The following is a 24,506-nucleotide window of genomic DNA, read 5'->3' on the forward strand; positions in this document are numbered from 1 at the left end:
TCAAGGTTTTCACACAGGTTTCGACAAATTGGTATGACACTTTATCAATTCTTGGTCCGCCACATTGGTTGACTCTTCTGCCCACACCCTTACCAATCGTCAAATCGACCAAATAATTGGTGATGGGAGAGAAGAATGGGTTACCGAAACGGGGGCAAGAGCCTGTCCGGAACAAAAACACGCGTGATCGGCGGATTGCTCGCCGGCTCAGCGATGGCTTTGCTGCCATCAACCGCTTGGGCTCAAGACAGCGAGTCGGATTCAACGGTCGCTGAGGGCGAAGGCAATCAGATCATCGTGTCAGGCATTCGCAGCTCGCTTCAAAGCGCGCTGACAGAACAGCGCAACGCAGACAGCCTTGTCGAAGTCATCCAAGCTGAAGACATCGGTAAGCTGCCTGATCAAAACTTGGCTGAAGTTCTTGAGAACGTAACGGGCGTACAGATCACACGTACAGCCGGCGTAGGCACTGGCGTTCAGATCCGCGGTACGAACGACAACCAAGTTCAAATCAACGGCGTTCAAACCGTTTCCGCTGGCACGGGCCGCGGCGGCATCAGCTTTGAAGACATCAACCCTGCGATTATAGGGTCGGTTGAAGTTATCAAGGCACCGACAGCGTCGATCATCGAAGGTTCGGTTGGCGGTACAGTCAACCTGCGCACCATTCGCCCGCTTGATATTTCCGACACAATTATGTCGGTCCGTGTTCAAGGCGAGTACAGCGAGCTTTCCGACAGCGTGAAACCGCGCCTTTCGGGTAGCTTCGGTGACGTTTGGGATGTTGGCGGTGGCGAGCTCGGCATTGTGCTGAGCGCAAGCTACACAGAACAAGAAGCCACGTCATTCCGTCCACGCGTCGACCGCGACAACTTGATCCTCGGTGGTCAGGCCGTCACAGCTGCAGGCGCACCTGGACCAACCAATCCGTTCCTCAACATTCAGTTCCTCAACCAGGAACGTGAGAATTTTGAGTACGAAACGTTCAACTTCGCCGGTTCGTTGGAATACGCGCCAAGCGACAACCTTATGTTCTTCTTCGACATGATCTACAACGATCAAGAACGTCGTCAGGACAGCTCGCGTATTCAAGGTTCGGGCGTTAGCGCGGTCGATACCGTCAACGTTCCAGACACTTTTGAAACAGTTAATTTCGGAACTATCGATGGCGTTGACCTCGGCAGCATCCAAGCGGCTTTGACCGGCACAATCCAGCCGAACCTTGCCCGCGATGATGACGATCCAAACCTTCGTTTCTCAAGCGACACCGGCGCGCGGGTCACAACCAGCGAACTGTACCGTTTGGGCACCGAGTTCGAAACCGGTCGCTTTACGACCCGGATCGAATTTTCGCGGTCTGTTTCGGATTCGTCCAACCCGAATTTGAGCACCACGCTCAACTTCATCAACCCGAACCCGCTGACACCGCTTGACGGTTCCAGCAACGACAACAGCGTTCCGTTCATCTACGATCTTTCGGGTGGCGCACTGACATTCGGCATCGATTTCGATTCGCCGTTTGCACCGACCGTTCAAGACCTGCTCGATCCAAGCAACACGGTCCTTGATGCTGTTACCAACAGCAACAACCGCACACAGAACAAAGATGACGCTTTCCGCATCGACACATCGCTCGATCTGGACGGCATCGTTGGCTTCTTCACATCGGCGGACTTTGGGTATCGTTACAACGACAACTCAACTCAGTTCGACCAAGTGCGTTCGACCTTTGGCACCGGCGCGATTGCCAACAGCCCAAGCGGTTCGACATTTGCCGATCTGATCGTCGCGGGACCAAGCAACTTTGGTGCGTTTGATGGCCGGACCTTGGCGTTCCGCAACTTTGTTGTGGTCGATCCAAACCGTGCTTTCTCTGATCGTGACGCTGTGTTCGCTACGCTGCAAGGCGCATTGGATGCGACACCAGGTGGTCAGGCGGCAATTGCTGGCGGCGGCCGTTTGCTCGCCGATCTTGATCCAAACGCAGCTGGCAACCTTTCGGGTTCGTTCCGGGTCGAAGAGGAAACACATGCCCTCTACGCTCAGGCCAACTTTGAAAGCGGCCCAGTGCGCGGCAATGTCGGTTTCCGCTATATTGATACGTCGATCGATTCCTTTGGTAACAGCGTTGCCAACGGCGTCGTATCGCCTGTCACATCGAGCGGTAGCTACACGCAGTTCATGCCTCGTGTGAACGTGATCGCGGACCTTGCCGATGATCTTGTCTTCCGGGCAAGTTACACAGAGGACATCAACCGTCCCGACTTTAACGATCTGTCGCTGTCGGTGACATTCCCAACCGGACCGAACAACGCGGTTTCGCTTGGCAACCCAGCCTTGGCGCCAGAAACGGTCCAATCGTTCGACGCGTCGTTGGCTTGGTATTTTGCACCGTCGTCATTGGTCAGCATCGGCTTCTTCCACAAGGATCGGACGAACCTGTTCGTGACTCAGGTCGAAGACGCGGTTGAAGATGCCAATGGCTTCCGCGACATCACCGATCCATGTGAAGGTGGCGGTATCTTTAACCCGGTTCCGGATCGCAACGTTCTTTCGGACGTACCGGGCAACGGTCTTTGTGTTCCACTGCAAACGATCATCAATGACTCTGCGAATACAACGCAGACCGGCATTGAATTCTCGGTTCAGTACGATCTGTCGCAGTTCGAAGATACATTGGGCTTTGCGTCGGGCTTCGGCTTCATCGCGAACTACACCTACCAAGACTTTGGCGGTGGTCAGGCAACGAACTCGGCCTCTGGTCGTGGTCAGGATATCTTTGAGGCATCCAGCCCGGGCGTTCCTGATCCGGTCACCCGCGTTCAAGGTCTGCTCGACTTCTCTGAAAATGCGTACAACTTGACGCTGTATTATGAGAAGTACGGTCTGTCTGCTCGTGCACGTTACACTTGGCGCGATGCATTCCGCACACTCGACACCGCCGCTGGCGCGTCGCTCAATTCGACATTGGGCTTCCCAGTTGTGACCGAAGCGCGTGGACAGCTTAACGCCAGTGTCGTTTACGATCTCACGGACAACATTGTCCTGGGTGTCGAAGGTGTGAACCTCACCAAATCCGACATCAGCCAGTATTGCGTGAACGATGACGCATTGCTGTGTTTCCAAGGTTTGCCTGATCGGCGGATCACATTCGGCGCAACTTTGCGGTTCTAAGCCGATTGTACCGATGGGCGGGTCGATACGGTCCCGCCTGTTAGGCAACACATCAGAAAAGCGCCCCGCGATTGTGGGGCGCTTTTTTTTGACCTGTTTCCAATCAAGAATCGCCAAAAAGGATGGTTCTGGGGCGGGGTTTCGATTGTTGTTCAGCTTGTGTTGGAATATGAAGTGGTAAGACAGAATGACCAAATTGGAGGGTGAAACATTGACTATGTTCAAACGGATGCCGTTGAAGGCGAAATTGGCGCTCAGCGGTTGCCTGACAATGGCTCTATTTGCGCCGATGGCTGTGCAGGCCGACGATCATGAGACGCCGCCCCCAGGGAGTGTGTTCGATCTGAGCCATTGGAAAATCACCCTGCCCACCGACAATAACGGCGATGAAAAGCCCGATGAAATCAGCGTCAGCGCGCTGCAGGATTTTTCCCATTCTGACTTCTTCTACCTGAACGAAGATGGTCACATGGTTTTTGCCGCTCCAAACAAGGCGCCAACAACGGCCAATTCCAGCAACACACGCAGCGAGCTGCGCCAAATGTTGCGTGGCACGAACACGCGGATTGGCACGCACGAACCCGGCAACAACTTTGCCGTCGAAGTCCGCCGCAGCTCAGATATGTTCGGCGCAATCGGAGGACGGATGGACGCGACCTTGCGCGTTGATCACGTGTCCATCAACGCCGGCGATCCAACCAAGCGCCCTTCTTATTCTGCGGTTGTGGGTCAAATCCACGCGTTGAAATATGAAAGCACTCGCAGCGGCTTTGGCTACGGCAACGAACCCATCAAGATCTATTATAAAAAGTTCCCAGAGCACGAAACCGGTTCGGTTTTCTGGACCTACGAACGCAATCTTGCGAGAGACGATCCAGATCGCACCGACTTGGCCGTGCCTGTGTTTGGATTTGGTTGGGACAGCATGGAAGACCCCGGTGCCAATGGAATCGCTCTGGGCGAGGAATTTAGCTACACAATCAATGTCCACCGCAACACGATGTACGTAACGTTTCACAACGAACGTTTGGGCACTGTCCAACAATCGCGCAGCTTGGTTCGCGGCGCTGACGCAAAAGACAACCCTTACGCCTATGGCGGGGACTCGCTGTATTTTAAGGCCGGCGTCTACAACCAATGCAGCACCCGCACTGGCACTTCCATGTGGTATTCTGGGTGCCCGGGCACAGGCGATTGGGAAACCGACAAAGCCGATGGCAACTACGCCCAGGCAACGTTCTCAAGGCTTGTCGTAGGACCTTCGACCCCGCCGGAGTAAGACGCTAACGGCACGTAATCGAACACAGAAAGGGCCCCATCTCACAAGTCAGATGGGGCCCTTTCTGTGCCCACAATGTCAATCCAAACCGGGCCAACCAAAGGGCACGCGCGTGTAAATGCGCACCAACCATAGTGCAGAGCGCCACTCTAGGCTAAGGCGTTGCAAAGCGGGCTGACAACCGCAAAGGACAATCGCTCATTTCGCAAGGTGCACATGACAGACAAACCATTCGACATCATCGTTTACGGCGCCACCAGCTTTGTAGGCCAGATCATCACGCAATATGTGCATGATCAATTCAGCGACGGATCAATTTCGTGGGCGATTGCCGGACGGTCACAATCCAAACTGCAACAAGTCAGCGATGAGATCGGCTTGAACGGGGTCGAAATGATCGTCGCCGATGCATCTGACGAAGCCGCGCTAACGGCGTTGTGTGATCGGACGAAAGTGATCATGTCCACGGTCGGTCCCTACGCCCTATATGGCGACACACTTGTGAAAGTCTGTGTCGAGAGCGGGACGCATTATTGTGACCTCACCGGCGAAGCGCAATGGATCCGCAAAATGCAATTGCGTCACGAAGAGGCCGCGAAGCAAAGCGGCGCGCGGATTGTTCATTGCTGTGGTTTTGATTCCATTCCATCCGATCTTGGCGTGCATTTCCTTCAACGCAACGCTGTCAAAGCGTTTGGTCAAACCTGTGACCGGGTTGATATGCGAGTGATCAAAATGAAAGGCGGCGCCTCTGGCGGCACAATCGCCAGCATGATCAACCTTGTGAAAGAGGCATCGGCCGATCCGGAATTGCGTCGGGAGCTCAAAGACCCCTACAGCATCTGTCCCAAGGACCACGGTTTTACGGTGCGCCAACGCGACGTCAAAATGGAATACGATGCCGAATTTGGCGGGTGGATTGCTCCGTTTGTTATGGCCGCGATCAACACGCGCGTCGTGCACCGCTCAAACGCATTAAGCGGCAACAATTACGGCGATGAATTCCGTTATGAAGAGGCCATGGCCACCGGCGATGGATCGAAAGGCAAACGGATGGCGCGCCTTTCATCCGTCGGCATGGGCGCATTGATGGTCGGTATGGCGGTGCCTCCCATCCGTTGGTTGCTTGAAAAAACAGTCCTGCCCAAGCCCGGCGAAGGACCAAGCCCGAAAGAGCAGCTCGAAGGCGGTTATGACATGATGTTTCTTGGCACAACGGCCAAGGGCGAGAAAATCCGTTGCCGCGTAACCGGCGATCGTGATCCCGGCTACGGCTCCACCGCCAAAATGTTGTCGCAAGCAGCCGTGTGTTTGGCGAATGATGTTCCGGCCGATACGCCGGGCGGATTTTGGACCCCGGCGACGATCTTCGGGGATACCTTGATCACCAAACTGGAAGATCACGCCGGGCTGACGTTCACCCTGCTAGACGACTAACCTTTGTGAGCGGCCGCGAAGGCAAGTGGGGACCAATTCGCGCAGATTGCGACGCTAATACCGTTGGATCGTTGCGAAGTCTCGATCGGGTCGATAGGCATCAAGCGCCGCGACCGTGTGCCCGTTCAGGATTTCTTGCGCGGTCATCTTCCCGATGATCGGTGCCAACGATACGCCGCTATGCGTAATGGCGAGATAGGCGCCCGGTTGTTCGGGAGAGAACCCGATAACGGGGTGACCGTCCAATGGGAGTGGCCGCCATCCGATAATGACTTCCTCCATTTCTGCGGTTGATAGCGCCGGGACATACCGCACCGCCACGTCTAGAATTCTGCGCGCGTGCTGGCCGGCAAAATCCGCGTTCGGAAACGATGTGGGCCGATCGGCAAGTCGCGCAGCATGCGCTTCGTTTTGAGGGGCACCGCCTTGTTCGCCAAGGACGACGCGACCATCGCCGCGTTGGTGAATATGCACGCCGGGTGCAACGATGATCGCGTCGATCATGGGCGGCATGGGCTTAGTGATCGCAACAACGCCCGGCGTTGTGCGTTGAGGGATATGGATACCCGCCAATTGTCGCGTTGCGTCGGGATCGGCCCCGGTGGCCAACACGATCGTATCGCACTCCAAATCACCGTTGGTCGTGGTGAGTATCGTTGTGCCATTCGCGGTGCGAAATTGGCTGATCGCTTCGCAATTGGTTTCGACCGTGGCCCCTGATGCGATTGCCTGATCCATAAGTGTCCGGGTTGCCAATACTGGATCCAGCGCACCATCGTTCGGCGAAAATGCTGCTGAAGTTAAATCCCCAAACGCGACACCGGGCTCCATCGATTGCAGCTCATCGCGTGCAATCATGCGCGCGGGTTCGCCCCACTCGACCTGTTCGTCGATCTGCCTTGCCAGTTTTTGTTGACGCTCTTCGCTGCCGAACCATTCGATAGAACCGGCCCACTTTATCGGTAGGCCAGCTTCGGCTTCCAGCTCTTTCCATCCTGCTAGACCGAGCTGATTGAGCCTGTGGTAATGGCGCGGCTGTTTTGCCCAACTGGCGTTCAACCAAGCGAACGTGCCGTGGCTTGCGCGGCTGGCCAATCCGTTGCGTTCCAATACGGTGACCTGCGCCCCGCCTTGTGTGAGGTAATATGCAATCGCGGCGCCTATGATCCCTCCCCCAATCACGGCCACGCGCGTTTTCCCATTCACGGTCGGGCCGCCGCACGCGCTGGCCAATGTGCCCGCCGCGGTTAGCGCCAATGCATCGCGTCGGGTCATGCCAGATTTGGGCACTGCGTTACTCTCCGATCAAAGGTTCAGTCCGTTCAATCAGGGTCTAGACGAAGGACAAGATCCCGCCAAACTGCATGTCGAACAATCGACGAGTGGTAGCCTGCCGATCAAAACACTCGTCCAAGCGCATTTTGGCCAAGAACGGCTCAAATCCGGCAATAATGGCTAGGGTGAAGGCTGCGCTATGTGATAAGGTTTCACCGAATTCACACAGGCCATTTCTCAGCACTGCAACTCAAAAGAAGCAACCTGAACCGATGCAAGATGAACCGGATCAAACGCCAGAGCCTAGCGAGCAGACGCAAAAGCCCCGGCAACGTGACCAACAATTCATGAAGCAGATTCACTCGCGAAGCCTCAACAAGCCAAGCGTGAAGCGGATTAGACTTCGTGAAAAACAAATTGCCATCGCGATAATGGTGATGCTCGCTCTCACGATCTGTGTTGCGCTGATTTATATGATTGTTTGAGGCCGCCGAAAAACGCCCTTAGCGCAATTTTTTGGCCTATGCGGCATTGCCTCGCCCAGTCTCGCATCTCAATCGCCAGCCTACCGCAAAATGGTTCGGTTGGAACAAACAGACGATAGAACCACCGCCCCAGCACGACGTGCTTGGCATCTGTTTGGGGATGGCCAGGGGCTGAGGCTGGATTGCACAGTCTTCGCGTTCTAGAGTGATCCTGCATGAAACGCGCAATTGTCTATGTTCTGTTCGGCCTCTTTGGCCTCAGCCTTGGGGTGTACACCGCTTTAGCAATGTCGGGATTGTTGCCGGGCGACCGGCGATCAACCGACGGGATCGAGATCAACGGTTGGACAGGCGATCTGGCGCAGGGTTCATCGGACGCGTCGCCGTATCTGCGGGCTCGTATTGCGCGGCACGGATTGCTCGCATTGGCCAAGACAGAGGCGATCTATTTTATCCGGAACACGGACCGTGATGGCCAACCGTTAACTGAAGAATGCACCTATCGCGTATCGGGTGGACCAATTCCGGCAGGTTGGTGGTCGATCACACTTTACAATGAGGACAACTTTCTACCCGACAACGACGACGAAGCGTTAAGCTTTGATGCTACGCAATCGGGCGGAGGAGATTGGTCGGCGATCATCTCCGCTGCGTCACCTGCCGAAGATGGCAATTGGATTTCCAGCCGAAACGCGGGCAAATTCGACCTCACCTTGAGGTTGTATATGCCCGAAGATCGCGCCCTTACCGATCCAGAACAGGCCATTCCCACCCCAAACATTGCACGGTTGCAGTGTGAAGGGAAAGCGTCATGAAAAACTTCATTGGCCCCATCCTCTTTGCCCTGCTGATCGCCGTCATCGGCCACGTTTCCGTGCTCCACTTCGCGCCGAACATCATCATGGATCGTGCGATGACTATGCTTGAGGTACGCGGTGCAGAATTGCACACTTTCTTCCATGGTGAACGCACGACGCCGCAATCGCAAAGCGTGGTGCGACCATCGCCGGATCTTGCATACTCCGTGTGCCTGTTTGATCTTGAACAACTTGAATCCGGACTTGAGGTGAGGATGGCGGCCACGCCGAACTATGCCTCGCTCTCGTTCTTCGATGATCAAACCAATAACTTCAAAACCATCCGTGGGAATGGCGAAGAGATCACGGTGACACTTGCATCGCCAGATACAACCATCAGCGATGCAGAAACTATCGTTTCGTCCAGCCTTAAAGGTCTTATCCTGATCAGACGTCTGGCCCCTACCGCAGAGGATTTTCGTCTCGTCTCGGCGATTTCGCAGAATGATTTTTGCCGGCCGGTGGATCGTTGAACGTTCGCTCTTTGTTGATGTCGCTTGCCAAATGCGGTTCGTGAGTAATAGCTGTCGTTTATGAAACTCGCCGCTTCCCTTTTTATCACGGTGATTGCTGCGGGCACCGGGGCATGGCTGGGATTTGGCACAGCCAAAACGCAGATCAACGCCGGAGATTCGATCTTTGACACGTTCGAACAGACCGAGGCAGGATGGTTCTTTTCCGATGATATCGGATCGTCGGACGCCGCACCGATAGAGCGCGCCCGCGTCGCAGTTGGTGGACCTTTGGGACTATCGTCAAGCGAAGTGCTCTATTTCGTGGCCCTCCATGACAGCGCGGGTCGGCGGCTCAATTCACTCTGCACGTATCGCGTCAAAGGCGCGGCCATCGACACCCGTTGGTGGTCCCTAACTTTGTATGACAGCAACACGCAGAATTATGTGACGAACAGCGCAAATCGATCAAGCTGGAACAGCGCAGCCATTGCCAAAGGCGACGATGGATCTTGGCTTATAACTGTGTCTAGCGATCCGAGCGAAGGCAATTGGCTGCCCAGTCAAAGCGCGGCAAATCAACCGTTCGAGTTAAACCTTCGGACCTACAATCCGAGCGCAATAACACGCCGGAACGCACCCAATATCGCTTTGCCAATTGTGGACCGGATTGCATGTTGAAAAGGTCCGCCGCCATATGGATCGCGATCTGGTTGATCGCTGGCACAGCTGGCTTCTTCGGCGGCAAAGCCTTCACCATCCACCAAGCCCCACGATTGGTGATGTCGACGATTGAAGATATCGTTGTTCAACGCGCAGGCGGTTGGAACACGTGTTCCCACAATCGCCAATTTGGCCCCGTTCATGGCGGTGCAAAGCGTGCGAACCCTGATAGCGTCGTGACCATTATGGCCTATGACCTGTCATCTGGCCCGGTCCGAGTGTCCGGGGAAACATGGCCCGATTATTGGTCACTGTCGCTGTATCAGCATAATTCCGACAACTATTTTGTTGTAAATGACCGCCAATTGCCGAACTCCGAATTTGATTTCGCCATCAGCTTGCCAGAGCATTCCGTCGACGAGACTTCAGTGCAGAGGATTGATGCCCCAACTGCAAAAGGCGTGATGCTGATCCGCCGTTTCGTCAAAGAGGAAGCGGACATGGCCGGAATTCTGGAAAACCAAGACAGCATGCAATGCGGACCTCTGGAATCGCAACTTTAATGTCTGAGCATGTCCGGCGGACGCATCGGAACGCCGAAACTGAACCCTTTGTTTTAGAGATCACGGCCGCGTTTAAGAGGACGCCGCCCAAGGCCTCTGCATAGGTCATGCGGTCTTCTATCGCTCGCGATGGAAGCCAGCCTAGCCGCACACCGATGCTAGCACTTATATCCAGCAAAGCCGCCGGTCCTTTGCGATTTCCAGAACGCTGATGCGAAATGAGAAAGTACTCGAAAATTCAAAACCTATCGGGCTGAACGCACCAAACAGGGGGCAAACAACGGCCATTGAGATGGCCCGATAGACAGCCGCCGCGCCTGTCTATACCCACGAAAGCAGGGATCGAGGAAAAGGAAAGGCGCGGCGTATCAAAGGCCGTGACACATCACGATGACGGACATAGGAAAACCCATCGGTTGGCGTGCCAAGCTTGCCCTCTTCCTTCCTGGAATATTCCTCATCGGTTTCAATATTGGCACCGGCAGTGTGACGACTATGGCGTCGGCCGGAGCCAATTATGGCATGGCGCTCTTATGGACCGTGCTTATTTCCTGCGCCGCCACGTATTTGATGGTTGCGACATACGGCCGGTACACATTGGTCACCGGAGAGACGGCGCTAGAGGCGTTTCGCAAACATATTCACCCCGCCGTCGGTCTGTTCTTCATCGCTGCTCTTGGCATTGGCGTTTTCGCGAGCCTGATGGGCGTAATGGGGATCGTCGCCGAGATAAGTTATGAATGGTCAAAGACGTTTATTTCGGGCGGGATCGAACCGATCTATTGGGCCGCGTTCTTCTGCTCGATTGCCTATTATATCTTCTGGAGTGGGCGCACACAGATATTTGAACGCATCCTCGCCGTGGTGGTAGCCATTATGGGCGCCTGTTTCGTACTCAATTTTTTCATCCTCATGCCGCCGGTATCCGCGATGGCCGCGGGGCTGGTGCCTTCGGTGCCCGACGTCGGATCCAGCGAAACCGGACCTCTGCTTTTGATCGCCTCCATGGTGGGCACAACCATTTTCTCAGGTCTGTTCATCATGCGCACCACATTGGTGAAAGAGGCAGGTTGGAACATCGCCCACGACAAACAACAACGTCGTGACGCCGCATTCGCAGCGATCATGATGTTCGTCATCAGCGCGTCGATTATGGCGGCGGCGGCGGGCAGCCTTTTCGCAGAAGGCATCGCTCTGGATAAAGCATCGCAAATGATCGGTTTGCTCGAACCGCTCGCCGGGCCATTGGCCGTTTCAATTTTTGCAATCGGCATCATTGCCGCCGGGGTCTCTTCGCAGTTCCCCAATCTCATCCTGATCCCTTGGCTGTTGTGCGATTTCCGCAGCACACCGCGAGATATGACCCTGTGGCAATACCGTCTCTTCGTCGGAATCATTTCTCTGCTGGGTCTGGTCGTGCCGCTGTTCGACGCGAGGCCCGTTTTGGTTCTGATCTTGAGCCAAGCGTTCAACGTTGTGCTGCTTCCCGTTACGGTCGCTTGCATTCTCTATTTGGGTAACCGTGCCGATTTGATGGGGAATTATCGCCATTCATGGCGCACAAATGCCGGACTTTGCGGGATTTTACTCTTCTCTCTCGTCACCGGCTATATGGGCTTTCAAGGCCTGTTGAGCATGCTTTAACGGAGGGAAGGTTATGCGCGAATCCTGGCGTTGGTTTGGGCCAACCGATCCGATCAATCTCGAAGAAATCCGCCAAACAGGTGCAACTGATATCGTCAGCGCATTGCACGATATTCCAATCGGTGAACCATGGCCGCGCGAGAGCATCGCGGCGCAACGCGCCATGATTGAACAAGGCAACACTCCCGGTTCCAATCTGCATTGGACAGTGGTTGAAAGCATTCCGGTGCACGAGGATATCAAGCTCGCCGCCAACGGGCATGAGATTTATGTCGATGCCTGGATTGAAAGCATGGAAAACCTTGCGGCGGAGGGGATCAAAACGATCTGCTACAACTTCATGCCCGTGATCGACTGGACAAGAACGGATTTGCGGCACCGCCTGCCGAATGGCGCCTACGCATTGAAGTTTGATCAAGACCGCTTTGCAGCGTTCGATCTGTTCATTTTGAAGCGTGTGGGCGCAGAGGCGGATTATGACGCGGAAGAATGGGCGCGAGCGAAAACAGCGGTTGATGCAATGTCACAACAAGAGATCGGCACCCTCACCCAGACCATAATCGCTGGATTGCCGGGAAAGATGACCGATGCCTATTCGCTCGAAGATTTTCGCGCCATCTTGGCGCGGTATGACGGGATTGATCACAATCAATTGCGCTCAAATCTGATTGGATTTCTGGAACGCGTTCTTCCCGCCGCCGAAAAACTTGATGTGAAACTCGCCATTCATCCCGATGATCCGCCATGGGATATGTTTGGATTACCGCGCGTTATCTGCACACCCGCTGATCTGGAAAAACTGTTTGAAGCCGCGCCCAGTGCATCAAACGGCATAACCTTATGCGTTGGCACCTACGGCAGCAGGCCAGACAATGATTTGCCTCAAATGGCGCGCCGTTATCGCGATCGCATCCATTTCGCACATCTGCGAGGTGTTTCGCGCGATCCAAAGGAACCGCGTACTTTCATCGAGGCAAGCCACCTTGATAGCGACATCGACATGTTAAGCGTGATCCGCAATTTGCTGGTGAATGAGCGGGCAACAGGCCGTGAAATCTACATTCGACCCGATCATGGTCATTTGATGATGGGCGACGTTTCTAAGAAAACCAATCCGGGCTATTCTGCGATCGGCCGGATGAAAGGTCTTGCCGAAATTCGCGGGGCAATTCGCGCGCTGTCCGCGAATGTCGATCCGATTTGAAGCAAGAACCACGCTTTGCGTCGAGATTCACGCCACACCGGAAAAGTTTCCTAAAGCTGCGGCCTGATGCCTAACCAGATGCCGTGTTCGATGGTGTCAGGACTGCGTGCGCTTCTCTGATGCTTTTGAGCGCAACTGCTCTCATCGCTTGCACCTTCGACGGGTCAAGGCCCCAATTGTCCATGCTGCAATTTCCTGCGGCCGCGACATACGCTTGCCATAGGGCAAACCTGAATGGATCGACATGCCGCCGTGCCGAATAGGCGTTTAGGAAGCATTCCGAGCCCCAATCGCCATAGGCGTACCTAAACTCCAAACAGGCGCAGGCCACATCCGATTGCGGATCACCGATCGCCGCATCTTCCCAATCGATCACTCCTACAATCCGGCCATCGTCCCAGACAATGTTGGCGGGCCAGTAATCTCCGTGAAGCAACACACCATTTCCAGAGAACGCAGCCGAACGCATATGCGAAAGAAGCGATCGCAAACCTTCCCACTCGGCGTTGTCCGGCAGGAAGTCTAACAATTCCGGGACGGGATCAAACCGAGGCGGCAATTCCGGAAGCGATACTGTTGCCACCTCGTGGATCGCAACCAGCTTTTCAGCCGCAGTTGTTATCCGCGCTTCGACCTCAGATGAGGGTATCTCCGTCGCCCCCTCAATGTATTCCAACACAACATAGGGGAGTTGGCTCACGCCGTTTTCGCCGCCCTCACCATCGCCAAAACCGAACGGTTTGGGCACCGCAAATCCAAGGGCAAGCAGGCTGTCGAGCAACTGATATTCGAGAGCCGCCCCGTGTCCATTATGATTGCTGCCGTGCTCCCGCAAAACGAGCCGAATTCGGCTGCGGTCCGCGTTCTCAATGTCGATTAGCGTGGCATCGGCTGAGACCCCGCCAGTCAACGGAGAGACGCTTTGGATCTCCGCGTCTGGAAAGTGCACAGACACCAGATCGACGAACCTGTCATTTGGATTCAAGACTGCCTCCCAGAACGCGCTGTGATTACTTCTACGTCCCAATTGATACAATCAGAATGGCCAAATCTGCAAAGGTGGACCCAATAATAGACGGCGGACTCCCAGTCCAATTGGCAACCTTAGTAGCTCCCCCCTGATTGCAGGCTTTCGGACAAGTTTACGGTTCCAACGGATTGCATTGGTTGCCGCGTCGTCGGAATTGACGATTATTTGACGGTATCGCGACCTTGGGGCCGTTGACCCGGCATCCCACCCCCGAATATCAACGATCACAGGGAATTCGCACAGATTCACACCCTTAATGACGGCTCGCAAAACTGCGTCGCCGCTGGCGGGGAAGCTGTGTCTGCGTGAAATTTGGGGGGAATTGCCATGAAGATTACCGCAGCCAGCATGTTCATTATCGCCGCTTTGGCGGTGGCCTCGGCCAACAGTGTTGCCGCCCCGGCGCAGGCCAGTGTCGCCGCAAGCATGCAAGTTGATATTCCGACGATGCAAACGGGATCGGATCTGCAAAGCGCAAATCAATCCGGTTGTGCGAAATGGCAGGAATTCACCGCAGGCTTCGGCCTTAAACCCTCACACGCCAATCTTGATCAACGCTCTGATGTCGGAATGCCGGATTGCTGATTTAAGATCGAACATGCGATCACCAATATCGGACGCATTTTTGCGGTGTGAGGTGGGACGTTGCGGCGTTGGCCTCTAACATCGCAACAGCTGGTGCTGGGACGAACGGCGCATACGGATCGACGTGGGTGCTGTACCTCTATACTACACCTTGCTATCGCGTCCTAAATGGAGGGATCCCGAATGCTCGAACTTAAAAATGTCACGCATGTCTACGGCAATGGCACCCGCGCACTGAACAACGTGTCTTTGGAAGTGCCCAAGGGGATGTTCGGACTTTTGGGACCCAACGGCGCAGGCAAGAGCACGCTTATGCGGACTATTGCGACTTTGCAGACACCCACAGAGGGTTCCATTGTCTTCGACGACATCGACGTTCTGAAGAACCCTGAAAAACTGCGCGAAACACTTGGCTATCTGCCGCAGGATTTCGGCGTTTATCCGCGCGTTTCGGCGTACGATATGCTGGACCATATGGCCGTGCTCAAAGGCGTTGCCTCATCGTCCGAACGCAAAGATACGGTGGAAACCTTACTGGCTCAGACCAACCTTTGGGATGTGCGTAAGAAAGCGATTGCAGGCTTTTCAGGCGGCATGCGCCAACGTTTTGGCATTGCACAGGCTTTGATCGGCAATCCGCAGCTCATCATCGTTGACGAGCCGACCGCCGGTCTTGACCCCGAAGAGCGCAATCGTTTCCTCAACCTCTTGGCCGAAATTGGCGAGAATGTGGTGATCATTCTTTCGACTCATATTGTTGAAGATGTCGCAGATCTGTGTCCGAACATGGCCGTTATCGTATCGGGCGAAATCAAGCTTGAGGGTGCCCCAAAACAGCTCATCGAAAAAGCACGAGGCACCGTTTGGGCCAAAACGATCGAACGCGCCGACCTACTATCGGTGAAAGACACGCATGAAGTAATTTCAACCCGTCTTTTCGCCGGACAGACCATCGTTCACGTGCTGTCTGACACTGACCCGGGCGACGGATTTGTAAATGTCGATGGCGGGCTAGAGGATGTCTATTTCTCCACTCTCGCACATTCGCGCCGCAAGGTTCCCTCCGCAACTGTTGCAGCCTGAGGGAGCGCGCTCATGTTTGGCAAGATCACTGCATTTGAACTGCGTTACCAACTGCGCAATCCTGTTTTCTGGGTTGCCGCCGTTATCTTCTTTCTGCTGACATTTGGCGCTGCGACCAGCGACGATATCCAAATCGGGGGTGGCGGAAATATCAACGCCAACAGCCCATTGGCAATTGTCCAAACACATTTGGTTTTGACGCTGTTTTTCATGTTTGTGTCGACGGCGTTTGTCGCAAATGTGATTGTGCGCGACGATGAAAGCGGCTTCGGGCCAATGGTCCGATCAACACAGGTGCGCAAATTCGATTATTTGCTGGGCCGTTTCACCGGCGCTTTTCTTGCCGCTGCGCTCGCATTCGCAACGGTTCCGCTTGCCATTTGGCTCGGTTCATTGATGCCATGGGTCGATCCGGAAACCATTGGTCCGAACAAACTTGCCTATTATGCGAGCGCCTATTTCGTGTTCGCATTGCCTGGCCTGTTCATGGTCTCAGCGCTGTTCTTTGCCATCGCCACCATGACCCGCTCGATGATGTACACCTATGTTGCGGTGGTTGTGTTCCTTGTCCTTTGGACCGTCTTGATAGCCACGGTGCAAGGTCGACCGGATCTACAAGACACGGCGGCTTTGTTTGAACCATTCGGCCTTGGCGCTTTGTCCAACGAAACCCAATATTGGACGGCATCGGAATCCAACACGACACTGCCCCCGCTCGAAGGAAGCATCCTCGCAAACCGCCTAATCTGGACCGGTTTTGCGCTCGTCATGCTTGCTCTTGCCTATTGGCGTTTTAGCTTTGCCGAGAGAGGCGTTTCCAATCGCAAACTGCGCAAGCAGGAGAAGAAACAGGAAAAGCTAAACAGAATTGAGCCGAAGACGGTCGATGTTCTTCCGGCCCTCCAGCCGGACAAAAGCGCGTGGGCCCGGCTTGTCACCCGCACCCGTTTCGAAGTTGCTCAGGTGGTCAAACATCCGGCATTTTTCGTTCTGATCTTAATCGGATTGTTCAACACGACCGGTGGGCTGTTCCTTGGCAATGACCTATATGGAACGCCAAGCCTTCCACTCACATTCACAGTCATTCCGATCCTGCAAGGCGGGTTCAGCATCATCCCGATTATTATCGCGATCTACTATGCGGGTGAGCTGGTTTGGCGCGACCGTGATCGCAAGATGCATGAATTGATCGATTCCACCTCCGTCCCGGGATGGAGTTATATGGTGCCCAAGACTGTGGCGGTCGCCATTGTCTTGTTCACCGCACTTTTGGCCAGTGTTGTATCGGCCATGTTCGTTCAGATGATACGTGGCGTAACGCCCGAGTTTGGCAAGTTCTTCGAATGGTATTTGCTACCTCAATCTGTCGACATGTTGATCCTCGCAATTCTTGCGGTCTTCGTTCAGGCGCTGAGCCCCAACAAGTTTATCGGTTGGGGGATCATGGTCGTCTACATTGTCGCCCAAACCGTTCTGTCCAATTTGGGCTTTCAACATCCGTTGTATCTTTACGGAGCGACCGGCGGGAACCCTGTTTCCGATATCAATGGCAACGATGTCGGCAATGCGCTTGGATGGGGGCTTAGGCTCTATTGGGGCGCGGTTGCCCTTGTGTTGGCCGTGCTTGCCCATTTGTTGTGGCGTCGCGGCACGGAAACGGCGCTGAGCCCTCGCCTAAAACGCTTGCCGGCTGGGCTAAAAACATCCGCTGGCGGTGTGCTTGCTGTGGGGCTGCTGACCGCGGTTGCCTCTGGCGGGTATTTGTTCAATCAGATGAACCAGGTTGAACAATACCGTACCAGCGATGACGGTAACGCACAGCTCGCCGCCTACGAGAAAAAGTATCTCCAATACGAAACTGTGATCCAACCAACCGTAACCGAGGTGGACATCACGGTTGATCTCTACCCTCAAGAAACGCGCATGGAAGCGAGCGGGCGCTATGCGATCGTCAACGACACCGACGAAACGATCGAAGTTTTGCACGTGCGCTTGCCCGACCCCAATGCTGAGATTGTCGATATTCAAGTCGGCGGCGCATCGATCGAGATGAATGATGAGGAGTTTAAGTACCGCATCTATCGGTTTGACGAACCACTTGCACCCGGCGCGACAAGCGAACTGACGTTTCAAACGCGTCGTTGGCAGCGCGGGATTCGTGCACGCGGCAACGATACGCGCCTAGTTAAGAACGGTACGTTCCTCAACAATTCGGAATTTGCTCCGCAAATTGGGATGAACCGATCCGGCCTTTTACAAGGTCGCGCAACGCGCCGCGAATATGATTTGCCAGCAGAATTGCGCCCCGCGCCGCTGGGCGATGAGGCATCGCGTCAACGCAACTATGTCGGCGCAGACTGGGTCACCGCCAACATTACGATCACAACTGATGCGGGGCAGACGCCCATTGCGCCGGGTGTGCGTGTTTCCGACGAGACAGTGGCCGGACGGCGCACCGCACAGTTCGTTTCGGAAAACCCGATCCTGTCGTTCTTCTCAATCCAATCGGCCGAATACGAAATCGCAACGCGCGATGTCGATGGAGTTGAGTTGCAGGTCTATTATCATGCTGCGCACAACGCCAATGTGGAACGCATGCTCGATGGGCTTGAGGAATCGCTCAACTATTACCGCGCGAATTTCGGTCCTTACCAATTCCCGCATGCACGCATCATCGAATTCCCCGGTTATGCGAGCTTCGCTCAGGCTTTTGCCGGGACGATGCCGTATTCCGAGAGCATTGGCTTTGTCGCCGATTATGCTGAGGAAGGGGACATTGATGGGGTGACCTATGTCGTCGCTCACGAAGTCGCTCACCAATATTGGGCGCACCAAATCATAAGCGCCGATCAACAAGGCGGAACGATCATGGTCGAAACCATGGCGCAATACTCCGCTATGATGGTGATGAAGGCCATCTATGGTGAAGACCAGATGCGGCGCTTCCTCAAATACGAGCTTGATCGCTACCTAACCTCACGGGGCAGCGAAGTGATTGAGGAATTGCCGCTCGTTTCAGTCGAGAACCAGGGCTACATCCACTACCGCAAAGGCGCAGTTGTGATGTATCTGCTGCAGGATCGTCTGGGTGAGGATCGCGTCAATGCAATGCTCTCTGATTTGCTCGACCGTTACCGTTTCAAAGGCCCTCCCTATGCCATCTCCACCGACTTGGTTGAGGGCTTCGAAAGCCTTGCTCGCAATGCAGAAGAGCGCCAATTGGTCGAAGACCTGCTGCGGAATATCACGCTGTATGACCTGAAGGTCGAAGACGCAGAAAGCCGGCAATTGCCAAGCGGTGATTGGGAAACAGTGATGACGGTTGAGGCGACCAAATTTTATGCTGACGGAGAAGGTGTTGAAACCGAAGCGGCTCTTTCCGATCAGATCGAAATCGGAGCTTTCACCGCGAGGCCGGGACTTGGTGCCTTCGACAATTCCAACGTTTTGTTGATGGAACGCCGCCCAATCGAAAGTGGCACGCAACAGGTCAGAATTATCACAAAGGACCGGCCAGAATTCGTCGGGGTCGATCCCTACAATAAATATATTGACCGGAACTCGGACGATAATGTCTTGGAGACAAGCTGACACTGCGCCGTAATTCAAAACGACAATAGCTTAGCATGCGCAAAGCTGCGGGAATGCTTACCAAAAGGACAAGCACTCCCGTCGTCTGGTCCGGCGGCATCGGCACGCGCAGAAGGCAGAATGGAGCGACAATGCTTGCCCCAAACGAACCGTGAGCCAAGAAGCATGGGGCAATGAACCGTCAGAACGCGTCACTGATAACCAGGTCAGTGGTCAGCGCGTCAGAGAGGATCTGATCGCCAGAATTATGGCCGTGGCATAGGTTACAATGGCGCGATCAAACCCCGACCTGCGATATAGGGTTCAACGCTAGAGTTCTGAAAAGGCCTTTTCTTTATCGACCCGCACATCCTGGGGCAGGCCTAACACGCGCTCTGCGATGATGTTCTTGAGGATTTCATCGGTCCCGCCAGCGATCCGCAAACCGGGTGCGTACATAAAGCTCTGCTGGAAAATCGCGGCAGCAGGCGCCTTATCTTGATCCGTAATCAACCCGTAATGGTCCTGCATCTCGATCGCGCTGTTAGTGATATCCTGCAAGTGGTTGGCAGTGATAATCTTGCCGATGCTGTTTTCCGGTCCCGGCGTCTCCCCCTTCGAAAGCGCCGTTTGCGTGCGGAATTTGGTCAACTTGTATCCTTGCGCTGCGACGTACCAATCGGCGAGTTTCTGGCGGAATGCACTATCCGACAAAGAGCCGGAACCGCGCGCATAATCCATGATCTCTTTCCAGTCCGGACCCGGCGAACCGCCTACGGCTAGACGCTCATTCATCAGCGTCACAAGCGCGACTTTCCAACCCATGCCGGGTTCGCCCAAGCGGTCTGTATCGGGAACGCGGACATCGGTGAAATACACTTCGTTGAAGTCGCGGCCGCCAGAGGCCTGATGGATCGGGCGCACTTCCACGCCCTCTTGCTTCATGTTGACGATGAACATCGTCAGACCTTTATGCTTGGGCACATTCGCGTCAGTCCGCGTCAGGACGATACCGTAATCGGAAAACTGCGCCCCTGTGGTCCAAACCTTCTGACCGTTAATCACCCAATCGTCGCCATCCTTGACGGCCTTTGTTTTAAGACCTGCGACATCGGAACCCGCGGCGGGCTCTGAGAACAGCTGGCACCAGATTTCCTCGCCCACCAATGCGGGTTGAACATAGCGCTTTTTGTGCTCGTCACTGCCAAAGGCGATGACTGTCGGCACACACATGCCAAGCCCGATTGAGAAGGGCGATGTTGGCGCGTCAAATTTGGTCTCTTCCTGATTCCAAATCACCTGTTGCATGGGCGAACCGCCGCGGCCGCCAATTTCCTTTGGCCACGTGATTTGAGCGAAACCGCCTTCGGCCTTGATTTTCTGCCAGGCTTTGGCCCGCTCAAGAAAGCCTCCGCTTCGGTCACGTGAGCTGCTGTCAGTCGTCTTTGGCTGCAGATGCTTGGAAAGAAACGCGTTCGCTTCGGCGCGGAATTCCGCTTCTTCTGGGCTGTCTTGAAAGTCCATGTGTCTGATCTCTTTCTAAATTAAAGCCTTAGCCAACATTCTTGCGTTCGAGCGCCGTCACCAGCTTCTCTTTCCAGACCGCCGGGCTGCCTGCTTGCACGGCCAGCAATTTGGCGCGCCGCAGGTGCAAATGGCAATCTGCCTCCCAAGTGAAGCCCATCCCGCCATGCGTCTGGATGTTTTCCTTCGAAGCAAACCAATACGCTTCGGAAGCGGCTATGCGAGCAGCGGCGGCCGCTTCGGGTAGTTCTGGAGCAGCAGTCGAAAGCGCCCAAGCCCCGTAGTAGCAATTGGATCGCGCCACCTCGTTCTTCACATACATATCGGCCAATTTGTGCTTGATGGCCTGATTGCCGCCAATCGGCCGGCCAAAGGCAACGCGCTCTTTGGCGTACGTATTGGCCATTTCGAGGCAAACCGAGGCCCCGCCCAATTGTTCAAACGCCAGCAAGACTGCCGCACGGTCGAGCACTTGCTCATACAGTGCCAAGCCTTGTCCTGCATCTCCCAGTCGCTCGGCCGCTGCGCCGTCAAAATTAATCTCTGCGTGGCTGCGCGTTGGCTCAATCGTGCCGAGCGAGCTGCGCGAAACACCCGCGCTGTCGAGCGCGACAAGGACCAGAGATTGGCCAGATCCCTCTTGCACCAGTACAACCGCATGGGTTGCGATATCGCCGTCGGTGACCGGAATTTTGGTGCCGCTCAAATTGCCGTCTGTGAAAGAAGCGTTGATCCGCGCAGCCGTAACAGCGCCTGGGCCTTCGGATGCCGCGATAGTACCGATGATGGAGCCATCAGCCACACCAGGTAGCAGAGCCGCCTTTTGCTCATCGTTGCCACACAGCTTCAGCGCTTCGGCAAAGAAGAAAGCGCTTGAGCCGAACGGCACCGGCGCGAGCGCACGGCCCAATTCTTCCGCGATCACGCACATTTCGAGCATGCCAAGGCCAAGCCCGCCAAACTCCTCGGGAATGGCCGCGCCCAACCAACCCATTTCGACTACATTTTGCCAAACGCCAGCATGATGGGTCATCGCATCATCATCCAGCACTTCGCGCACTTGTTTCGTCGTGCACTGCGCGCTCAAGAACTTCCGCGCTTCTTCACGGAGGAACTTCTGGTCGTCAGAAAAATCAAAGTTCATTTGGCAGCCACCTTATATTGCAGTCGTGGTAGATCACTTGGCGACGCGCAACGCAAGAGATTGGCACTCACATATTTAGGAGTGACCGAAGCCCGCCTGCCGCTGTTTGATTTGCCGATCGTTGAACGATTTGATGCTCAGGATGTGAACCTTGCCAGCGTCGCACGAAATTTCGGAACAACCACCACGCAGCGACACGCAATGAAATGCGCGACCTTGCGGAATCATTGGAGAGCCGGATTGAGAGGTAATACTTGTCAAAAATATACCCTGTTGCGACCTATTGCGATACAGTAGTCATAGTAAGGTCAGGGAAGATGGAGATCGTAATGTCAATGACACAAGACCAGCAAAAGAGATTGATCGCGGCGATGTTACGGCCATTCAATCAAGCTGCTCTGGACGCTCCCATTCCAGCGGGGCGCACCATGCGTGAAGAGTTAGAGTTGTTAGCTTTCGATTCTATTTATTCGCAAACTGCGGTTGATTCAGTTGGGCGACTCCAAATGGATATGATGCAAGAGATCAAGCAAGAGCTTATTCTGATGGGCTACGAGTTCGGCAACTCCTTAGGCGACACAGGGACCGCCCATTAACAGCGCTACCGGCAACGGTTTAGCACATCCTTTGGCACAACTAGGCGTCTAACGGCTCAAAAAGCCTAGCTTTCCGGTAGTTTGTGGCGGAGCGGGTGGGATTCGAACCCACGAAAGAGTTGCCCCTTTACACACTTTCCAGGCGTGCGCCTTCGACCACTCGGCCACCGCTCCGCATGCCTGATTAGACAAGAACGCGCGGATAGACTGACCTTGCCTCTTTCGCAAGCGCGTTTCGGGTGGCAAACACTTCTCTATGAAAAAACTTGCTCTTGGCCTTGCCGCGCTCACCATTCCCGCAATCGCCTTAGCGCAGGCGGAAACCGAAGATCCGGCATCTGCAGATCAGCCAGCGACCACGTTCGCGCAAGATGAACCAGCCGCAGCGCCCAGCCCCAATGAAATCGTAAACGGCGCGCCTGCGGAGGAATGGATCACCATTGCCGCTGAAGACTTGCTGGTGATGACACTGGCGCCCGATAGCGCGGGGAATGAGCGGACGGTGATCCTGCAATTGATGCCCGCGCCGTTTAGCCAAGGGTGGGTGGAGAACATCCGCACCCTCGCCCGTGCCCAATGGTATGACGGGGTCAGCGTAAATCGCGTGCAGGACAATTACGTCGTCCAATGGGGCGATCCGGGGCATGACAATCCGGAAAGCGGCGAGGCGGAGACGAAGGCTCTGCCCGAGGGGCTGAATGTGATGGGGGAGGAGGATTACTCCATCACAGCCGAAGCTCTCGGTGAGGCCTCCATCAATCAAAACAACATCGAAGAGATTAGGGCACATACACCAGCAAATGTTCTTCTGTATGCTTCTGATGCTGCGCTACAAAGCATTTTGTCCAATCCGGCTAGCACCGAGATTGAGCGACGCGAAGCCATGACCACCTACTTAGAGTTGACAAGGGGCGTTTCAGCCGCAGCCGAACTTAGCCCGAGCGAATTGGCGAATATCTTGATACGAAGTACACAGACGACAACGGCGCCTGAGGGTTTTCACCAGAGGGATAGTCAAACCGAGTGGGTTGAATTCTGGCGTGGTTGGCCGTTGGGCAATTATGAGATTGGGCCTTGGCGCAACAAGAATGACGAAGTTGTAGAAGCACCAAGAATTCCGCGTGCGGAGGCTTACGAGCAAGGGATGTGGCGAGACGTGCAGGAAAGCAGGTTCTGGCCCGTCCACTGCTACGGCATGGTCGGCGTTGGCCGAAACTACTCGCCCGACACTGGTTCCGGCGCAGAGCTCTACACCGTCATCGGCCATGCACCGCGCCATCTTGATCGGAATATCGCGCTCGTCGGCCGCATCATCAGCGGGATGGAGCACCTTTCCTCCATGACGCGCGGCACCGGCGCTTTGGGTTTCTACACCGAAGACGAAGCGCATTTGCGCACGCCGATCCAATCGATCCGCGTCGCTAGCGACTTGGCAAAGGACGACCAACCGCGCTTCGAATATCTCTCCACCGATGGCGCAACCTTCGCCGCCTATGCTGAGGCCCGCGCCAATCGCCGCGATCCGTTCTTTATCGTGCCAGCGGGCGGCGCCGACATCTGCAACATCCCTGTGCCAGTGCGCGCAGTTGAAGACGCTGAGGCCGAGTGAGCGACACCGTTTCGGCCAAACTCACGCTCACCCGGTGGAGCGGCGATCGCGGGACGTATCACCTCGTGATCTTCACCGGCGACGCTGCCGAGGCTTTGACCATGCACGCCACACTGCATCGGTTGGAATTTGGACGATCGCGTGGGTTTGGCTCCATCAAAGTGACGGCGCGCATTGGCGAGACGATTTGGAAGACATCGGTCTTCCCACAAAACAAACAGGCCGAATGGGTCCTGTTGATTAGCAAGAAGGTTATGCGGTCAGAGGGGATAGACCTCGATGACGTGATCACGGTCGCGGTGACGCCGGTCTGATCGGCGCTAGATTGCGTA

21 protein-coding genes and 1 tRNA gene are annotated in these 24,506 nt (G+C 55.1%); 17 read left to right on the forward strand and 5 right to left on the reverse strand.

The genetic code is table 11. The features are described from left to right. Positions 1–135 precede the first annotated feature (135 nt). From BQ8290_RS05725 to BQ8290_RS05735, 3 genes are all read left to right on the forward strand, one after another. Complete coding sequence (locus BQ8290_RS05725) at positions 136–3,174, forward strand: TonB-dependent receptor (RefSeq protein WP_337661056.1); 3,039 nt, start codon at positions 136–138, stop codon at positions 3,172–3,174. 187 nt (positions 3,175–3,361) lie between these two features. After that, positions 3,362–4,453, forward strand: coding sequence for a polysaccharide lyase family 7 protein (locus BQ8290_RS05730; protein WP_337661057.1), 1,092 nt, complete (start codon positions 3,362–3,364; stop codon positions 4,451–4,453). A 216-nt stretch (positions 4,454–4,669) separates the two neighbouring features. Beyond that, positions 4,670–5,890, forward strand: coding sequence for a saccharopine dehydrogenase NADP-binding domain-containing protein (locus tag BQ8290_RS05735; protein ID WP_108788392.1), 1,221 nt, complete (start codon positions 4,670–4,672; stop codon positions 5,888–5,890). Between the two features lie 54 nt (positions 5,891–5,944). On the opposite strand, the gene BQ8290_RS05740 is transcribed toward BQ8290_RS05735, so the two are convergent. Next, positions 5,945–7,165 carry an FAD-dependent oxidoreductase gene (locus tag BQ8290_RS05740; RefSeq protein WP_108788394.1) on the reverse strand — a complete coding sequence of 407 codons (1,221 nt, stop codon included), beginning with the start codon at positions 7,163–7,165 and terminating at the stop codon, positions 5,945–5,947. Between BQ8290_RS05740 and BQ8290_RS05745 the strand changes: the two genes are divergently transcribed. From BQ8290_RS05745 to uxuA, 8 genes are all read left to right on the forward strand, one after another. Next, positions 7,164–7,349 (forward strand): hypothetical protein, encoded by a 186-nt coding sequence (locus tag BQ8290_RS05745; RefSeq protein ID WP_108788396.1) that lies wholly within the window; start codon positions 7,164–7,166, stop codon positions 7,347–7,349. The genes BQ8290_RS05740 and BQ8290_RS05745 overlap by 2 nt on opposite strands. Positions 7,350–7,437: 88 nt before the next feature. Next, the gene (locus BQ8290_RS05750) at positions 7,438–7,650 is read left to right on the forward strand and encodes a hypothetical protein (protein ID WP_337661058.1); all 213 of its coding nucleotides are present in this window, start codon (positions 7,438–7,440) and stop codon (positions 7,648–7,650) included. A gap of 215 nt (positions 7,651–7,865) precedes the next feature. After that, positions 7,866–8,465, forward strand: coding sequence for a DUF1214 domain-containing protein (locus tag BQ8290_RS05755; RefSeq protein ID WP_108788400.1), 600 nt, complete (start codon positions 7,866–7,868; stop codon positions 8,463–8,465). Further along, a complete protein-coding gene (locus BQ8290_RS05760; RefSeq protein ID WP_108788402.1) occupies positions 8,462–8,980 on the forward strand; it encodes a DUF1254 domain-containing protein in 519 nt (172 codons plus the stop codon). Before BQ8290_RS05755 ends, BQ8290_RS05760 begins: the two co-directional genes overlap by 4 nt. Positions 8,981–9,040: 60 nt before the next feature. Then, positions 9,041–9,640: a DUF1214 domain-containing protein gene (locus tag BQ8290_RS05765; protein WP_108788404.1), complete on the forward strand. Its 600-nt coding sequence runs from the start codon at positions 9,041–9,043 to the stop codon at positions 9,638–9,640. Beyond that, positions 9,634–10,185, forward strand: a complete 552-nt coding sequence (locus BQ8290_RS05770) for a DUF1254 domain-containing protein (RefSeq protein WP_108788406.1) — start codon at positions 9,634–9,636, stop codon at positions 10,183–10,185. Before BQ8290_RS05765 ends, BQ8290_RS05770 begins: the two co-directional genes overlap by 7 nt. Before the next feature lie 390 nt (positions 10,186–10,575). After that, on the forward strand, positions 10,576–11,829 hold the full coding sequence (locus BQ8290_RS05775; RefSeq protein WP_108788408.1) for an Nramp family divalent metal transporter: 1,254 nt from the start codon (positions 10,576–10,578) through the stop codon (positions 11,827–11,829). A gap of 13 nt (positions 11,830–11,842) precedes the next feature. Next, positions 11,843–13,033 carry a mannonate dehydratase gene (uxuA, locus tag BQ8290_RS05780; protein WP_108788410.1) on the forward strand — a complete coding sequence of 397 codons (1,191 nt, stop codon included), beginning with the start codon at positions 11,843–11,845 and terminating at the stop codon, positions 13,031–13,033. A gap of 70 nt (positions 13,034–13,103) precedes the next feature. On the opposite strand, the gene BQ8290_RS05785 is transcribed toward uxuA, so the two are convergent. Beyond that, a complete protein-coding gene (locus tag BQ8290_RS05785) occupies positions 13,104–14,018 on the reverse strand; it encodes a phosphotransferase family protein (protein WP_337661059.1) in 915 nt (304 codons plus the stop codon). 372 nt (positions 14,019–14,390) lie between these two features. On the opposite strand from BQ8290_RS05785, the gene BQ8290_RS05790 reads away from it, so the two are divergent. From BQ8290_RS05790 to BQ8290_RS05800, 3 genes are all read left to right on the forward strand, one after another. Then, entirely contained in the window at positions 14,391–14,648 is a 258-nt protein-coding gene (locus BQ8290_RS05790) for a hypothetical protein (RefSeq protein WP_108788414.1), read from the forward strand. Between the two features lie 183 nt (positions 14,649–14,831). Further along, positions 14,832–15,731, forward strand: coding sequence for an ATP-binding cassette domain-containing protein (locus BQ8290_RS05795; protein ID WP_108788416.1), 900 nt, complete (start codon positions 14,832–14,834; stop codon positions 15,729–15,731). A gap of 12 nt (positions 15,732–15,743) precedes the next feature. Then, complete coding sequence (locus BQ8290_RS05800) at positions 15,744–19,322, forward strand: M1 family aminopeptidase (protein WP_108788418.1); 3,579 nt, start codon at positions 15,744–15,746, stop codon at positions 19,320–19,322. 309 nt (positions 19,323–19,631) lie between these two features. On the opposite strand, the gene BQ8290_RS05805 is transcribed toward BQ8290_RS05800, so the two are convergent. Both BQ8290_RS05805 and BQ8290_RS05810 read right to left on the reverse strand, forming a co-directional pair. Then, a complete protein-coding gene (locus BQ8290_RS05805; RefSeq protein WP_108788420.1) occupies positions 19,632–20,825 on the reverse strand; it encodes an acyl-CoA dehydrogenase family protein in 1,194 nt (397 codons plus the stop codon). Positions 20,826–20,853: 28 nt separating this feature from the next. Beyond that, positions 20,854–21,969 carry an acyl-CoA dehydrogenase family protein gene (locus tag BQ8290_RS05810; RefSeq protein WP_108788422.1) on the reverse strand — a complete coding sequence of 372 codons (1,116 nt, stop codon included), beginning with the start codon at positions 21,967–21,969 and terminating at the stop codon, positions 20,854–20,856. Positions 21,970–22,298: 329 nt separating this feature from the next. Here BQ8290_RS05810 and BQ8290_RS05815 point away from each other — a divergent pair, with 329 nt between their 5' ends. Beyond that, the gene (locus BQ8290_RS05815; protein WP_337661060.1) at positions 22,299–22,565 is read left to right on the forward strand and encodes a hypothetical protein; all 267 of its coding nucleotides are present in this window, start codon (positions 22,299–22,301) and stop codon (positions 22,563–22,565) included. 84 nt (positions 22,566–22,649) lie between these two features. Here the strand turns inward: BQ8290_RS05815 and BQ8290_RS05820 are convergent. Then, positions 22,650–22,739: transfer RNA gene (locus tag BQ8290_RS05820), tRNA-Ser, on the reverse strand. An 82-nt stretch (positions 22,740–22,821) separates the two neighbouring features. On the opposite strand from BQ8290_RS05820, the gene BQ8290_RS15125 reads away from it, so the two are divergent. Both BQ8290_RS15125 and BQ8290_RS05835 read left to right on the forward strand, forming a co-directional pair. Then, entirely contained in the window at positions 22,822–24,174 is a 1,353-nt protein-coding gene (locus tag BQ8290_RS15125) for a peptidylprolyl isomerase (protein ID WP_337661061.1), read from the forward strand. Further along, on the forward strand, positions 24,171–24,488 hold the full coding sequence (locus BQ8290_RS05835) for a DUF1905 domain-containing protein (protein WP_108788426.1): 318 nt from the start codon (positions 24,171–24,173) through the stop codon (positions 24,486–24,488). Before BQ8290_RS15125 ends, BQ8290_RS05835 begins: the two co-directional genes overlap by 4 nt. Positions 24,489–24,506 lie beyond the last annotated feature (18 nt).

Origin of the sequence: Erythrobacter sp. Alg231-14 (genome assembly GCF_900149685.1) — a bacterium.
In the GTDB taxonomy this organism is placed as follows: Bacteria; Pseudomonadota; Alphaproteobacteria; order Sphingomonadales; family Sphingomonadaceae; genus Erythrobacter.

Excerpts from the sequence above, each read along its gene's own strand:
- BQ8290_RS05805 (WP_108788420.1), bottom strand. The coding sequence starts at position 20,825 with ATGGACTTTCAAGACAGCCCAGAAGAAGCGGAATTCCGCGCCGAAGCG.
- BQ8290_RS05775 (WP_108788408.1), top strand. The coding sequence starts at position 10,576 with ATGACGGACATAGGAAAACCCATCGGTTGGCGTGCCAAGCTTGCCCTC.
- BQ8290_RS05735 (WP_108788392.1), top strand. The coding sequence starts at position 4,670 with ATGACAGACAAACCATTCGACATCATCGTTTACGGCGCCACCAGCTTT.
- BQ8290_RS05755 (WP_108788400.1), top strand. The coding sequence starts at position 7,866 with ATGAAACGCGCAATTGTCTATGTTCTGTTCGGCCTCTTTGGCCTCAGC.
- BQ8290_RS05810 (WP_108788422.1), bottom strand. The coding sequence starts at position 21,969 with ATGAACTTTGATTTTTCTGACGACCAGAAGTTCCTCCGTGAAGAAGCG.
- BQ8290_RS05745 (WP_108788396.1), top strand. The coding sequence starts at position 7,164 with ATGCCAGATTTGGGCACTGCGTTACTCTCCGATCAAAGGTTCAGTCCG.
- BQ8290_RS05750 (WP_337661058.1), top strand. The coding sequence starts at position 7,438 with ATGCAAGATGAACCGGATCAAACGCCAGAGCCTAGCGAGCAGACGCAA.
- BQ8290_RS05795 (WP_108788416.1), top strand. The coding sequence starts at position 14,832 with ATGCTCGAACTTAAAAATGTCACGCATGTCTACGGCAATGGCACCCGC.
- BQ8290_RS05730 (WP_337661057.1), top strand. The coding sequence starts at position 3,362 with ATGACCAAATTGGAGGGTGAAACATTGACTATGTTCAAACGGATGCCG.
- BQ8290_RS05770 (WP_108788406.1), top strand. The coding sequence starts at position 9,634 with ATGTTGAAAAGGTCCGCCGCCATATGGATCGCGATCTGGTTGATCGCT.
- BQ8290_RS05725 (WP_337661056.1), top strand. The coding sequence starts at position 136 with ATGGGTTACCGAAACGGGGGCAAGAGCCTGTCCGGAACAAAAACACGC.
- BQ8290_RS05800 (WP_108788418.1), top strand. The coding sequence starts at position 15,744 with ATGTTTGGCAAGATCACTGCATTTGAACTGCGTTACCAACTGCGCAAT.
- BQ8290_RS05740 (WP_108788394.1), bottom strand. The coding sequence starts at position 7,165 with ATGACCCGACGCGATGCATTGGCGCTAACCGCGGCGGGCACATTGGCC.
- BQ8290_RS05760 (WP_108788402.1), top strand. The coding sequence starts at position 8,462 with ATGAAAAACTTCATTGGCCCCATCCTCTTTGCCCTGCTGATCGCCGTC.
- BQ8290_RS05765 (WP_108788404.1), top strand. The coding sequence starts at position 9,041 with ATGAAACTCGCCGCTTCCCTTTTTATCACGGTGATTGCTGCGGGCACC.
- BQ8290_RS05790 (WP_108788414.1), top strand. The coding sequence starts at position 14,391 with ATGAAGATTACCGCAGCCAGCATGTTCATTATCGCCGCTTTGGCGGTG.
- BQ8290_RS05815 (WP_337661060.1), top strand. The coding sequence starts at position 22,299 with ATGTCAATGACACAAGACCAGCAAAAGAGATTGATCGCGGCGATGTTA.
- uxuA (WP_108788410.1), top strand. The coding sequence starts at position 11,843 with ATGCGCGAATCCTGGCGTTGGTTTGGGCCAACCGATCCGATCAATCTC.
- BQ8290_RS15125 (WP_337661061.1), top strand. The coding sequence starts at position 22,822 with ATGAAAAAACTTGCTCTTGGCCTTGCCGCGCTCACCATTCCCGCAATC.